This window comes from Piezobacter thermophilus (assembly GCF_055386745.1).
Window position 1 is genome coordinate 1,070,629 of sequence record NZ_AP042380.1, and the last position, 14,462, is coordinate 1,085,090.

8 protein-coding genes are annotated in these 14,462 nt (G+C 60.8%); 6 read left to right on the forward strand and 2 right to left on the reverse strand.

Annotated features, from left to right (window positions below; genetic code table 11):
• The first annotated feature begins 4 nt into the window (after positions 1-4).
• From wecC to ACZ5CM_RS05110, 6 genes are all read left to right on the forward strand, one after another.
• Positions 5-1,333 (forward strand): UDP-N-acetyl-D-mannosamine dehydrogenase, encoded by a 1,329-nt coding sequence (gene wecC, locus ACZ5CM_RS05085; protein WP_464641630.1) that lies wholly within the window; start codon positions 5-7, stop codon positions 1,331-1,333.
• The gene (locus tag ACZ5CM_RS05090; RefSeq protein ID WP_464641631.1) at positions 1,330-2,175 is read left to right on the forward strand and encodes a class I SAM-dependent methyltransferase; all 846 of its coding nucleotides are present in this window, start codon (positions 1,330-1,332) and stop codon (positions 2,173-2,175) included. Before wecC ends, ACZ5CM_RS05090 begins: the two co-directional genes overlap by 4 nt.
• Complete coding sequence (asnB, locus tag ACZ5CM_RS05095) at positions 2,175-4,133, forward strand: asparagine synthase (glutamine-hydrolyzing) (RefSeq protein ID WP_464641632.1); 1,959 nt, start codon at positions 2,175-2,177, stop codon at positions 4,131-4,133. Before ACZ5CM_RS05090 ends, asnB begins: the two co-directional genes overlap by 1 nt.
• On the forward strand, positions 4,130-6,265 hold the full coding sequence (locus tag ACZ5CM_RS05100) for a bi-domain-containing oxidoreductase (protein ID WP_464641633.1): 2,136 nt from the start codon (positions 4,130-4,132) through the stop codon (positions 6,263-6,265). The genes asnB and ACZ5CM_RS05100 overlap by 4 nt, the downstream gene beginning before the upstream one ends.
• A gap of 232 nt (positions 6,266-6,497) precedes the next feature.
• Positions 6,498-7,907, forward strand: coding sequence for a heparinase II/III family protein (locus ACZ5CM_RS05105; RefSeq protein WP_464641634.1), 1,410 nt, complete (start codon positions 6,498-6,500; stop codon positions 7,905-7,907).
• Positions 7,908-7,910: 3 nt separating this feature from the next.
• Entirely contained in the window at positions 7,911-9,134 is a 1,224-nt protein-coding gene (locus ACZ5CM_RS05110; RefSeq protein ID WP_464641635.1) for a glycosyltransferase family 4 protein, read from the forward strand.
• A 152-nt stretch (positions 9,135-9,286) separates the two neighbouring features.
• On the opposite strand, the gene ACZ5CM_RS05115 is transcribed toward ACZ5CM_RS05110, so the two are convergent.
• Both ACZ5CM_RS05115 and ACZ5CM_RS05120 read right to left on the reverse strand, forming a co-directional pair.
• Positions 9,287-10,027: a DUF2793 domain-containing protein gene (locus ACZ5CM_RS05115; RefSeq protein WP_464641636.1), complete on the reverse strand. Its 741-nt coding sequence runs from the start codon at positions 10,025-10,027 to the stop codon at positions 9,287-9,289.
• Entirely contained in the window at positions 10,024-14,460 is a 4,437-nt protein-coding gene (locus ACZ5CM_RS05120; RefSeq protein WP_464641637.1) for a baseplate multidomain protein megatron, read from the reverse strand. Before ACZ5CM_RS05120 ends, ACZ5CM_RS05115 begins: the two co-directional genes overlap by 4 nt.
• Positions 14,461-14,462 lie beyond the last annotated feature (2 nt).

Here is a 14,462-nt window from a genome sequence, read left to right on the forward strand (position 1 = left end):
TACCGTGAGCCAGGATGGTTTGAGAATTTCCGAGTTTGAGCGCATTTCGGTTGTAGGTTTGGGGTATATTGGCCTGCCCACCGCAACAATGTTCGCATCGCGCCGATACCGGGTGATCGGCGTCGACGTGAACGAAAAGACTGTCAGAACGATCAATCGCGGCGAGGTGCACATTGTCGAGCCGGACCTTGATATCGCTGTACGGTCGGCCGTAGCCGCGGGGTACTTGACGGCCAGCACAACGCCCGAACCGGCGGATGCCTTCCTGATCGCGGTACCAACGCCTTTCGACAATGGGAACCACCTGCCCGACATTAGCTATATTGAGGCAGCGGCTCGCTCCATCGCGCCGGTTCTGGCTCCAGGGAACCTGGTAATACTTGAATCGACTTCACCAGTTGGAACCACCGAGCGGATGGCGGATATTCTGGCCCAAGCGCGACCCGATCTAACCTTCCCGCGGAGCGATGGCGAAGCATCCGACATTCGCATTGCGCATTGTCCCGAACGGGTTCTACCCGGCAAGGTAATGCGGGAATTGGTGACCAACGATCGGGTTATTGGAGGCATGACGCCACGCTGTTCGGAACTTGCTTCCCGGCTCTATCGCATCTTCGTCGCTGGCGAGTGTATTCACGCATCTGGCCCACGAACTGCCGAGATGGTCAAGCTGACCGAAAACAGTTTTCGCGATGTCAACATCGCCTTTGCCAATGAACTATCTCTTATCTGTGCGCGGCAAGATATCGATGTGTGGGAGTTGATCAAACTCGCCAACCGTCACCCTCGGGTGAACATTCTGCAACCCGGTCCGGGCGTTGGCGGGCACTGCATTGCGGTCGATCCGTGGTTCATCGTCGCCAACGCCCCGGACGAAGCCCGCCTGATCAGGACCGCGCGTGAGGTCAACGACGGCAAACCCCGATGGGTGGTGGACCAAGTCCGCGCGGCGCTGGCCCATCATCTGGCCGCGCACCCCGACACCGCACCTCAGGAAGTGACGGTCGCTTGCTATGGCTTAACCTTCAAGCCCGATATCGACGATCTTCGTGAAAGTCCGGCACTAGAGATTGCCCGGTCGATTGGCCAGGAACTGAACGGGAGATTGTTGGTGGTTGAGCCATATATTTCGAGTTTGCCAAAAGAAGTTGTCAATTGCGGAACCCTTGTATCACTCGAAGTTGCCCTTGAAGAGGCCGATATCCATGTGATGCTGGTCGACCACGCCATATTCAAACGGAGCTCTGCACCCGACGGCATGCTAATTGACACGCGCGGTGTATGGCGCTGCTCTGAAACAGATGGAATTTTCCCGGTAGGTCAGAACCAATGATAGATGAAAAGGAAAAGGTCAAAGCATTTTGGGAGTCAGCTGCATGCGGCGAAAATCTTTACCTACCAGAGATCACCGCTGCGAGCTTTCTCTATCAAGCAACAAAGAGATATGAGTTGGAACCTTATATCTCTGACTTTGCGGATTTCTCGCGTTGGGAAAAAGCGCGGGTGCTTGAAATAGGTGTTGGTCTTGGCTCAGATCATCAGCGTTTCGCTGAGGCTGGTGCCAATATGTTTGGAATTGATTTAACGGAGCGCGCCATACAACTAACAGCCGCGCGCTTGAAATGCTTTAACCTTAACTCGAAACTGAAGGTAGGTGATGCGGAACGACTTGAATACCCCGATAACTTCTTTGATCTAGTTTATTCTTGGGGCGTAATTCATCACTCCCCAAACACTGCAAAAGCTGTACAGGAAATTCTACGAGTCTTGCGACCCGGAGGCCATTTTCGTGTTATGATTTACCACAAGTATTCCTTGGTCGGATTCATGCTTTGGATACGATACGCGCTGATGATCGGTAGGCCTTTCCGATCTTTGGATGACATCTATGCCCATCACCTCGAAAGCCCTGGGACCAAAGCCTACACTCGAACGGAAGCAGCCAACCTCTTCAGCGGCGCCGAAAACTTGCGTATTGAAACTGTGTTAACCCACGGAGATTTACTTGAGGGGGCCGCAGGTCAGAGGCATAGGGGTATCCTGTTAGCGCTAGGAAGAAGATTATTGCCGCGCAAGTTAATACGCCGCCTATTGCCTCGGGCAGGACTATTCATGCTGATAAGTGGGATCAAACCCCTGACTCCCTCTAATTTGCATGAGGATATGCCACATTAATGTGCGGGATCGTTGGTTATTCAGGCTTGGCTACGTTTCCGAACATGGCCGCGGCGCTCAGTTGTATTGCACATCGCGGACCAGATCAGTCAGGATACCTTGTCGACGAAAAGGCGATGATCGGTCTTGGTCACACTCGCTTATCCATTATCGATCTGTCAGACGCCGGCCGACAACCTATGAAGAGCCACTGCGGGCGCTATAGCATCGTTTACAATGGCGAAATCTATAACTATCTGGAGTTGCGAAAGGAGTTGGAAGCGCAGGGCCGCAGCTTTCGGAGCGATAGCGATACTGAAGTATTGCTGTGGCTACTGGCAACTCAGGGGCTCGAATGCTTACCTAGGCTGAACGGCATCTTCGCCTTCGCATTATGCGATCATGATACAAACAAGATCACGCTGGTGCGGGATCGTATGGGCGTCAAACCGCTCTATGTTTATGTCGATAATGACTGCGTGTGCTTTTCCAGTGAATTGAAAGCCCTCTTAGCCCTCGGAGCAAATCTCGGAACAACGAACATTGAAGCGCTGAGCCGGTATCTGAGCTTTCTCTGGTGCCCCGGAACAGAAACACCCGTAAACTCTGTGCAACGACTGGCGCCGGGTGAAGCGATGGTCCTCCAGGACGGCAAGGTCGAGAAACAATGGCAATGGTTCTCTCCGCCTAGGAATTGCCGTAAGCGAGCGACTAGCGTTGAGGAAGCATCCAAAGAGTTGCGCGATGTATTGCGCACAGCCGTGCATCGCCAAATGGTCTCGGACGTGCCTGTTGGTGCTTTTCTTTCGGGCGGGTTGGATTCAAGCGCAGTGGTCGCCTTCGCAAGGGAACTGCAGCCGAACCTGCAGTGCTTTACAATTGAAACCGCTTCCGACCGTCAGGATGGAACGGTAGAAGACTTGCCCTATGCACGCCGCGTAGCCGAACACCTCAACGTCCCCCTCGAAGTTGTTACGGTCACTTCTGAACAACTCGTCGCGCAGCTGCATGAAATGGTCTACATTCTCGATGAGCCGCTGGCCGATCCGGCGACAGTCAATGTGCTGTTCATAAGCCAACTGGCACGGAAGAATGGTTGTACAGTTCTGCTGTCGGGAGCGGGCGGTGACGATCTTTTCACTGGCTACCGTCGCCACGCTGCAATCCGTTATCGTCATCTGTGGTCATGGCTTCCAATCGGCCTGCGTCAAGGAATCGCCAGCCAAGCCGCCCGACTAGACAAGCGCAAACCAGTGCTACGCAAACTGTCCAAACTACTCGAAGCCCTTCCGTATGACGGTGATGAGGCAATCGTGAACTATTTTCGTTGGTCCCGTCGCAGTGACGTGCTTGCTCTTTTCCGTCCTGAATTCCGCACCCGCCTGAAGAAAACAGATCCTGCGTTACCAATGTTTACGCATCTGTCAGAGCTGGAACCGGAATGCGATGATATTGACCGAATACTGGCTCTCGAACAAAGGTTTTTCCTGGCCGATCACAATCTTTGCTATACGGACAAGATGTCGATGGCTGCGGGTGTCGAAACGCGTGTGCCACTGCTCGACACCGAGGTGATTGATTTCGCCTCAACCCTCCCCAACACTCTTAAACAGAGGGGGCGTGAAGGCAAGTGGATTTTCAAGAAGGCTATGGAACCGTTATTACCAAAAAGCGCGATTTATCGGCCCAAAACCGGTTTCGGTGCACCTCTTCGGCGCTGGATAAATCATGAGCTTAGAGACTTGGTGGATGCCAGTCTCTCGATGGAAAAAATCAACCTTCGAGGCATTTTCGACCCGAGAGCGGTTAGATCCCTCATTGAAAGAACTCGGCTCGGGCAAGTAGATGGCAGTTACACGGTATTCTCGTTGCTGTGCATTGAACTGTGGTTTCAAAGATTTGTCGATGATGCTTCGCAAACGACGCTTCGGGGCAATGTTCTAGACACAAATCACTACAAAGGTTTTTTGCCTACATGAAACAGGTTCTCCAATCCCTCAAGGACGGCAAGACCGAAGTGGCTGATATTCCTTCGCCCACAGCTCGACCTGGTCATCTGTTAATTCATACGACCCGCTCTCTGGTATCGGCCGGAACCGAGCGAATGCTGATCGAGTTCGGCAAGGGCAACATGCTGTCCAAGGCCCGTCAGCAGCCTGACAAGGTGCGCGAGGTTCTGGACAAGATGCGAACCGACGGTGTCGGCGCAACCATGGAGGCGGTGCGCAGCAAGCTCGATCAGCCGATCCCGCTGGGATATTGCAACGTTGGGCACGTCGCGGAAGTCGGAGCCGGTGTCAGTGCGTTTGCTCCGGGCGACAGAGTGGTTTCCAACGGCAATCACGCCGAAGTCGTCTGCGTACCGAAGAACCTGTGCGCAAAAATTCCCGACACTGTCAGCGATGAATCTGCCAGTTTCACCGTGCTGGCCTCGATCGGTTTGCAGGGCATTCGCTTGGCAAATCCGACACTGGGTGAGTGCGTGGTGGTTACCGGACTGGGGCTGATCGGGCTTCTGACGGTGCAGATGCTGCGCGCTCAGGGATGCCGCGTTATGGGAATCGACCTCGATCCCGACAGACTGGCCCTCGCACGTGAATTCGGAGCCGAGACGGTAAACATTGGCGCTGGCGAAGATCCGGTCTCCGCAGCTTTGGAATTCTCGCGGGGTGTTGGAGTTGACGCGGTATTGATCACTGCGTCGACGCAAAGCAGCGAGCCGGTCTCCCAAGCCGCGAAGATGTGCCGCAAGCGGGGGCGGATCGTGCTGGTCGGAGTGACCGGGCTGGAACTGAGCCGGGCCGATTTTTACGAAAAGGAACTGACGTTCCAGGTCTCATGCTCCTACGGGCCAGGGCGCTACGATTCCGCTTATGAAGAGGGGGGGAACGACTACCCGATCGGCTTTGTCCGCTGGACCGAGCAGCGCAATTTCGAGGCGGTGCTGGATATGATGGCTACGGGTAGGCTGGATGTCGAACCGTTGATCACCCATCGTTTCCCCATCGACCGCGCCGACGAAGCGCTGGGCCTCCTGACCGAGGACAGATCCGCGATGGGGATTGTTCTGGAGTACGCCCCTGATTCCAACGGCGAAACACTTTCACGTCGTCACGTACCGCTCCAGCCGATTTCCAGCCCGCCGGTTATTGCCAAGGCAAAGGCAAGCGTCGGCTTTTTGGGTGCCGGAAATTACGCCCGGCGAACGCTCATCCCTGCCTTCAGGCAAGCCGGGGCCGACATTGCAACCGTCGTCAGCGCGGGCGGCGTCAGCGCTGTTCATGCTGGGCGCAGGAATGGCGCTGCCGAGGCTTCAACCGATGAAAACGCCTGCCTCGAGTCGTCCAACCTCGATACCATAGTGATCGCCACTCGCCATAATGCTCATGCCCGCCAAGTGCTTGCCGCCTTGCGGAACGGTAAGCACGTCTATTGTGAAAAGCCGCTGTGCCTGACACTGGATGAACTGGAGGAAATCGAGACCGAGGCCCGCGCCCGCCCCGAGCAGTTTTTGATGGTAGGCTTCAACCGCCGCTTCGCACCACATGTGGTGCGGATGAAGGAACTTCTCAGCCCGGTACAGGGGCCGAAAAGCATTGTCATCACCGTCAATGCCGGCGCAATCCCGGCCGATCACTGGACACAGGATCCAAAGGTTGGCGGGGGACGCATCATTGGTGAGGCCTGCCATTTCATCGACCTTGCCCGCCACCTGGCCGGCGCACCGATTACCCAACATTCAATACTGGAAATGGGCCGATCGGAAAACGGGGGTGCACCGAAAGATACCGCCTCGATCAATTTGGGCTTTGCCGACGGATCGATGGCAACAGTCCACTATCTTGCCAATGGCCACAAAAGCTTTCCCAAGGAGCGGGTCGAAGTCTTTGCCGGCGGCAGGGTGTTGCAACTGGACAATTTCCGAAGCCTGCGCGGCTGGGGCTGGTCGGGGTTCAAAAAAATGAACTTGTGGCGACAAGACAAAGGCGCTGGAGCGGCGGTTCGGGAATTTGTCAATGCGATCCAAAATGGGGGAAAACCCCCCATCGCACTTGATGAAGTGCTTGAATCCAGCCGAATATCGATCGAGTCGGCCAACGGCTCGGCGTAAGGCTCCTGTCCCGGTGAACGCCGCTTCTTTTCTTCGTCTTTGGCATACGATCCGGCACCTCAAATCGGTGCAACTCTACGGTCGGTTGTGGTTTCGCATGGCACGCCCCCGGCCAGACCATTCACCCCCTCCAAACATTCGCACCCTTTCGGGGACTTGGATCACACCGGCAACGCGCCGGGCCAGCGTGATATCGCCGAGAGAGTTTTCCTTCCTTGGACAAACTGGCAAATTGGACCAAATCGGATGGGACGGCCCCGAGCGCGACAAGCTCTGGCGCTACAACCAGCATTATTTCGATGACCTGAACGCAGAAGGGGCCGCCGAAAGAACCGGCTGGCACCAAGCGCTGCTGGAAGATTGGGTGAAGCGTAACCCGCCAGGGCAAGGTACCGGCTGGGAGCCCTATCCGACCTCACTCAGGATCGTGAACTGGGTCAAATGGGCCATGGCCGGAAACGACCTGCCCGGCACCTGCCGCGGCAGCTTGGCGGTGCAGGCACGCTGGCTTACCCGGCGGCTGGAACATCACCTGCAGGGCAACCATCTTTTTGCCAATGCCAAGGCGTTGGTCTTCGCCGGTATGTTCTTCGAGGGGGCTGAGGCGGAAGGATGGCTGCGTCGCGGCCGAAGCATCCTCCTGCGCCAGTTTCCAGAGCAGATCCTGCCCGATGGCGGCCATTTCGAGCTCTCCACCATGTATCACGCCCTGGCACTCGAAGATGTGCTGGATCTCGTCAACCTGATCGCTGCAAGTGGCACTGACGACCCGTTGGGCGAGACCGCGAAGGCTGTAGTGCCAGACATGCTGCGCTGGCTTGATACGATGTGCCATCCCGATGGGCAGATCGCTTTTTTCAACGATGCAGCCTTTGGCATAGCGCCTGATCCGGCGGATCTGCTGGCCTATGCTAGGCGGCTGGGCTTTGCAGCGCCTCCGGCACCCGAAAACCTGACCTTGCTACCGGACAGCGGCTATTCCCGACTTGAGGCAGGGCCAGCGGTGCTGCTGGCCGACCTCGCCCGGATCGGTCCGGACTACCTTCCTGGCCACGCCCATGCAGATACGCTGAGCTTCGAACTGTCGCTTTTCGGTCAGCGCGTTTTCGTGAATTCCGGCACCTCAGTCTATGGCACCGGCACCGAACGGCTGCGCCAGCGTGGGACAGCTGCGCATAACACCGTCATCGTCGCGGGCGAGGACTCAAGCGAGGTCTGGGGAGGTTTCAGGGTCGCTAGGCGGGCCAGACCACGCGATATCGTCATATCCCGCGAGCCATCCGATGCCCTCATCGTTTCCGGCTCTCATGATGGCTACCGCCGCCTGCCGGGCGCACCGGTCCACTTCCGGCGCTGGATCCTGAATTCAGGCTCACTGGTTGTCGAAGATCGTGTATCCCCCGTTGTCGAAGCCGAAGCACGCTATCATCTAGCCCCAAGCGCGCAGCTTTCGCAAACCAGCCCGGACGAGGGCACGATCACCCTTGAAACCGGACAGGAAGCAAGATGGTCGGCTTCGGGAGGGCCTGCCCGTATCGAGGAGGCAAGCTGGCACCCGGAATTCGGCCAATGTGTGCCGACAAAATGCTTGGTGGTGCCACTCCGACAAGGGCAGGCACGGCTGACACTGGACTGGACCTGACCCGTGCACATCCTCTTTCTGACTGACAACTTTCCGCCTGAAACAAACGCGCCGGCAAACCGGACGTTTGAGCACGCTCGTGAATGGGTGAAGGCCGGGCATCAGGTCACCGTGATCACCTGCGCCCCGAATTTCCCGACCGGGAAGGTTTTCGAGGGATACAAAAACAGGCTTTGGCAAAGCGAGGAGATGGCCGGGGTCCGGGTGATCCGTGTCTGGACATACATGACACGCAACGAAGGTTTTGCGCTGCGTATTCTCGATTATCTCAGCTTCATGGTGATGGCATTTTTCGCCTCCCTGCCGGTGCAAAAGGTGGACGTGATCGTCGGAACCTCACCCCAGTTCTTCACCGCCTGCGCCGCCTGGGGCGCAGCCGCCCTTAAACGCCGGCCCTTCGTGTTCGAGCTGCGCGACATCTGGCCAGAATCGATACGGGCAGTCAGTGCGATGAAAGAAAGCCGGCTGTTGGATTTTCTCGAACGGATCGAGCTGTTCCTTTATCGACGCGCCGCTGTTGTGGTCAGCGTGACCCACTCCTTCGTGGATAACCTCGCCAGTCGCGGCATTCCTAGGGAGAAGGTGAAAGTGGTCACCAACGGCGCCGACATGACCAGCTTCGAACCGCGCCCCAAGGATGAGCGCCTGCTCGCAGACCTTGGCCTCGAAAGCAAGTTTGTTGCCGGCTATGTTGGAACCTTGGGCATGGCGCACGGACTCGATACCCTGCTCGACGCGGCAAAACGCCTGGCCGCAAGGCCCGAAATGCGCGACGTCCGCCTGGTCATCCTTGGCGATGGCGCAGTGCGTGACCATCTGGAAGCCCGCATCCGCAATGAAGGTATTGATAACGTCCTGTTGCTCGGCCGCGTTCCACGAGAAGAGGTCATTCGCTACTGGTCGATTCTTGACGTGGCGATCATCCATTTGCGCCGTTCCGATCTGTTCAAGTCGGTGATTCCATCGAAACTGTTCGAATGTATGGCGTTAGGAATCCCGATACTGCATGGGGTAGAGGGCGAATCCGCTGATATCGTCAACCGAACGGGTATCGGGATCTCCATTGAACCTGAAAACTCGGACGCTTTGGCTGACGCGATAGCTGGTCTTGTGAACGAACCCAACCGCTTGGCCGCGTTTCACGAAGCAGGACCAAAGGCTGCCCTAGATTACGATCGGGCGGTCCTTGCGGAGCGCATGGCAGCCATCCTGAAAGCTGTTGTGTAGTTCCAGTTCTGGGCCCAGTTTTGGCGTGGCCCGCCTGTTCGGTTTGGGATCATATCCCCTTTTTTCTCTCCAATCCCTTACACCCTACATGCAGACGAAACCTGCGTCTTATGACCTTGGTGTCATGGTCGTTTCCTTGTAGTGGTCTGAAATCAGGCGGTCGGCGCTGTCGGCAGCAGGTACTGGATCGCGATGCGCACATCGCCACCGGTGAAGCTACCGCCATTGGCGGTGAGCACGATCGGCGTCGGCGCATAGAAGGCCTGCGGGCCAATCACCCCGACATTGGTGCTGCCGGCGGCGATGCCGAGGCTGCCGCCGAACTTGGCGGATGTGCCGGCAATGCCGCAATCATATGACGCGGCCCCGGTGATTGCTGTGACGGTACGCGTCGAGACCGCCAGCACGATGGCGCGGTCTGGGATGGTGATGGCGGAGGTGACGGAGGTGCCGGTGAGGCCGGCCAGCAGCTCTTCCTCCACGTGCAGCCCGATGGCAGCGCCATTCGGCCCCCGAGCCACCTCGACGGCGGGGCCGCGTACCAGCAGGTTCAGGGCGGCATCGAGCGTGAGCCACGCCCCGCCCGCGCGCACCAGCAGCCCCCCTTCATCCTCGACCCAGACCCGCCACCCCTCCTGCGGCGGCAAACGCACCCATGCCCCACCGGTGAACAGAGCCACGTCGCTATCCCAGCCGGCCCAGGCCCCGGTGGCGCCGGTGGCAACGATGTAGCGGTCTCCCTCGACGGGACTGGGCGGCGGCGTGGCGAGATCCCGGTCCTTCACGACAAGCTGCACCAGCCCGTCGAGCTGCGCGAGGGCTTCGTTGACGGTGACATGCTTCTGGGCCTGGGCAGCGGAAAGCAGCGGCAGGGCGAGGTTCGGGCTGGTCATGGGGTCGTCTCCGTGACGGTGAGGGTGGCGGCAAGCGGCACACCGCGGCCCAGCGAACCGAGCTGGAAGACGCGCAGGTCAACGCTGGCGATCGGCCCACCGAAGTCGGCGGTCTGGTTGGCGACGGTGTACGTGAAGGCCGGTGCTGAGAGTCCGGTGACTGTGCGCACCACGGTGCCGGCGTTCAGAATCTCCAGTTCATAGGCCTCGTTCGCCTCCGACATTGGCACCTCCGCCAACACCCAGCTGTCGGCGGCGAGCGCCCGGTCGCGGCGCAGCCAGCGGATGGCAAGATCTCCGTTCGCCTCGCGCCGCATCCTGGCCTGCGCTGGGGCGAAGGGTTTCAGACCGCGCCCGTTCGGCCTGAAGGTCAGCGCCTGCATGATGGCGTCGGAGGGCGCGGCATTGCCCGGCCCGATGCGCCAGTTCCACGGGATGCCGAGATCGGCCTCGGCGATGGACAGCGGCGCAACAGCGTTGTCGAGAATCACCACCCGCGCACCGATGGGTGTCGGGTTGCCCATGGCATCTTCGGTGCCGCGCTGCCCCCTGAGCAACCGGGTCAACTTGTACCGACCTGTTGCCACGAGTTCCGCATTGCCGAACTGGACGATCTCCCAGGCGCCCGGCGCGCTTTCGATGGCCAGCACGTTGGCGCCGTTCGAGAGCTCGGTATCGGTGACGCTGGCGAGCGTGTCCGATGTGAGGTCCACCAGAAGTTCGTTTCCTGCGTCGAAGCGGTCTACAGGACCGGCCGGCAGATCGGCCGTCAGAACTCCCGTGCGGGCCGGTGCGCCGATGGTGTCGAGCAGCTGGAAGCCGGAGATGTCGGCACTGCGCCAGACGGCGCCGTTGCCGTACCACGGCCGGGCGAACACCGCCGCATACGGGCGATGCGCCGGCACGGAGTCACTCAGCTGCGGCAGGTCCATCAGCGCCACATCGGCCGGGCCGAAGACGGTGGGAGTTGAGAGCTGTGGCGCGCGGGCTTTGCCCGGCGGAAGGTCGTAAAGCGAGGCATCGGCACGGATTGCTTCGATGGCGCGCGAACCGGTATCGGCGATGCGGGTGAGGCGGTAGTCGATGCTGCGCCCGTCATGCTCGAGAGCGATCACATCGCCCGGGTCGAGCGCGAGGCGTGAGGGCGGCAGCTTTGCCGTCAGCGTCTCGCGCCCCACCCAGGCTTCCAGCAGCGCCTGGCGGCAGCGCCGGTCGGCTTCCTCGAGTGAAACGGCAAGCGGGAAAGTCTCGGAGGACACCCGTGCGGCCTGGACGGTGCTGCGGCGGGCTTCGACCGTGGCCGCGTCATACTCCTCGTCGGCCCGCACCAGCTGCCACTTGAGCGCCTGGGGCAGCTCGGTCTCCTGCCCGCGCGTCAGTTCCATGACCTCGGCCCGGCCATTGCCGACCAGCTGGTCCGGCGTGATGGTCATGGCCGCCGCCCGCCCCCGAACCCGGAACACGATCTTCCCGCCGCTCTCGACGGCATCGAAGCCGAAATGGCGGGCCAGCACCGCGATCGAGGCGCGCGGGCTTTCGAGTGCGGCCACGGTGAAGCCGGGTACGATGTCGGAGAGCTCGGAGACGTCCACCAAGTCGGCATCGAGCCCCGCCGTCCGGCACAGGTCCCGCACCAGCGCGCCCAGCGACACCTGCCCGAGCCGACCGCCCATCCAGTGCCCCAGCCGCCAGTTGGCGGCATCCGACCAGATATCCGCACGAGCCGGGAAATCCGGGTAGGGCCGGGCGTCCCAGGTCCAGAGCGCGGCTTCGGCGATCTCGATCATCGGCGCGCCGGTGACGCTCGAGACCGGGTTCTTCGCCGTATCGCCCCAATAGCCCAGAATCGCGACGACATAGGCGCGCTGGATCGCCTCGTCCTGCCAGCCCCGCGAGAAGTACGGCAGGGCGCTCTCGGAGCTCTTCGGGTCAAAGAACACGTTGGGCTGGTTGGTGCCGCGATCGACGGTGGGGCAGCCGAATTCGGTGAAGCGGATCGGCTTCATCTCCGGCACCCAGCCGGTGGTGGATTTGCCGTAAGGCAGCACCTCGACGCCGTAAACGATGATGTCGTCGCCCACCGTGGCCGAGCGCGGCCCGATCCGGAAGCCGGAAGAGCCTGCGAGGCCTGCCGTCACGTCGAGCGTGATCTTCCAGAGGCCCGGCGAGATTTCCGCGCGACTCGTGGCGTTGATGGTGTGCGCCCCGGCGACGGTGCTGCTCCACCCGCCCAGCGCGCCGAAGAAGCCGGCATGCTGGCTGCCCGATCCGAGCGTGAGGTTGAGGGAGAACTCCCCCGACGTACCCGCCGCCACATAGGCCGTGATCACCACGCGCTCGCCCACCGCCAGCGTGCGATAGCCCGGCGTGGCCCCGTGCCATGTGGCGCCGCCCGAGGCGATGCGGGCCGGGGTCTTGAACGGCCCGAAACTGCCGGTGGTGGCGGTGATGGTGACCGAGGACGGGTTCTTCGCGTAGGACGTCACATCGGCGCAATTCTGGAACCAGCCGAAGCGCACACCACCCAGGCGATCATGGTGCCGGTTCAGCCACCAGCCGCGCATGTCCTTCGGTCGCCAGATCCACGGCTCGCCATAGAAGCTGTCGGAGATGACGGTGCGGGTCTGCGCGGTGCGGTCGGCGGCGGAAGCGTAGTACCAGTCGAACCGTTCGCCGCCCTCGATGTTGGATTTCAGATAGTCGAGGTCGCGCACCGAGGACCAGCCGGCCTGCGCGTCGAGGTGGGCGGTGCCGTCGCGCCAGTCACTGAGCGGCAGGTAATTGTCGATGCCGATGAAGTCGATGGCGGAATCCGCCCAGAGCGGGTCGAGGTGGAACAGCCGGTCGCCGGAACCATCGGCGGGCTGATGGCCGAAGTATTCCGACCAGTCGGCGGCATAGCTGATCTTGGGGCCGGCCCCGAGGATCGTGCGCACGTCCGCCGCAAGCTGCTTCAGTGCGGTGACCGCCGGAAAGCCGGTTGCGCTGTCACGGATGGTGGTGAGGCCGCGCAGTTCCGAGCCGATCAGGAAGGCATCGACGCCACCCGCCGCCTTGCACAGGTGGGCGTAGTGCAGGATCATCCGCCGGTAGCCCCAGTCGTTGCCGCCGGTCCACGAAACCGTCTCGCCGCTCACCGCGAAGTCGGAGATCTGCGCATTGCCGAAGAAGGCGTTGACCTGGCCGGTGGTGGCGGCGGTCTTGTCGACCGTCCCCACATATCCCGCCGCAGGCGAACAGGTGATGCGCCCGCGCCAGGGGTGGGCCGGCTGGCCGACCGTGGCGGCATTGTCGCTGTAAGGATCGGGCAGGGTGTTGCCGGCGGGGATGTCCATCAACAGGAACGGGTAGAAGGTCACGCGATAGCCCCGCGCCTCCATCTCCTTGATCGCCTGCACCACCGAGAAATCCGCCGGCGTGCCGCCGTAGTTGACCTTGCCCTGCCCATCGGTGCTGATCAGATGCGCCCCCGACCGGGTCACGCCGTTCACGCCCCAGGTCTTCGGCGCGGTGGTCTTGGTCGCCGTCTCGACGCCCGGCTTCATCTGGCAGTTGCCCGCGCGCAGATCGAGGCCGAACCAGCTGACCACGAGCGAGACGTTCTGCACGGCAGGCGCCGAGGATTTCAGGTTGTCGAGCGAGGCCAGAATGTCCGGCTTGCCGATAGCGTTGTTCACGTTCTCCGAGGTCGTATTGCCCGAGGTGCCGCGGGTGATCGGCTCGGTCGCATAGACGAATTCGCCCGATCCGGGGATCATGGTGACCGATTTTACCAGCCCCTCGGCGGTGGCAGCCTCCACCAGCGGCCGGAACACCTCGAAGGACAGCTGCGGGATGCGGTTGCCGAACTTTTCCAGCGGCAAACCCTCGAACATCACGTAGGCCGTGCCGCGATAGGCCGGGGCATTTCCCGTGCCCATTTTCGCCTCGATGAAGGGATCGGGCGTTTGGGTCTCGTCGCCCTTGTAGAGCCGCCACGTGACACCGCTCAGGTCCATGGGCTTGCCATCGGCCCACACCCGCCCGATGCCGGAGATCGGCCCCTCGCAGAGCGCCACCGCGAAGGACGCGGTGTAAGTGTAGGTCGTGGTGGTGACCTTCGGCCCACTGCCCCCCTTGCCGCCGCCGGTCGTGCTGGTGTTGACGTGTTCGGTGAAATCCGTGGCCCAGATGATGTTGCCGCCAAGGCGCATCCGGCCCCAGACGCGCGGGATCACCGCGCCTTCGGTGGAGGTGGTGACGGCGAGGTTTTCGAGCCGCGCCCCCTCGACGGTCTGGCCGGGTGCCAGCGACGAAACGATCCAGCTGTCCACCAGCGATCCCGCCATGGAGCCGATGGCCCCGCCGATGACGGCCGAAGACACGCCGAGAATACCGCCGCCGATGGATGCCCCGATAGCCGAACCGGCGGAGGCGAGAATGATGGACGCCATCG

Coding starts and splice junctions, on each gene's coding strand:
- ACZ5CM_RS05090 (WP_464641631.1), top strand. CDS start 1,330: ATGATAGATGAAAAGGAAAAGGTCAAAGCATTTTGGGAGTCAGCTGCA.
- asnB (WP_464641632.1), top strand. CDS start 2,175: ATGTGCGGGATCGTTGGTTATTCAGGCTTGGCTACGTTTCCGAACATG.
- ACZ5CM_RS05100 (WP_464641633.1), top strand. CDS start 4,130: ATGAAACAGGTTCTCCAATCCCTCAAGGACGGCAAGACCGAAGTGGCT.
- ACZ5CM_RS05115 (WP_464641636.1), bottom strand. CDS start 10,027: ATGACCAGCCCGAACCTCGCCCTGCCGCTGCTTTCCGCTGCCCAGGCC.
- ACZ5CM_RS05120 (WP_464641637.1), bottom strand. CDS start 14,460: ATGGCGTCCATCATTCTCGCCTCCGCCGGTTCGGCTATCGGGGCATCC.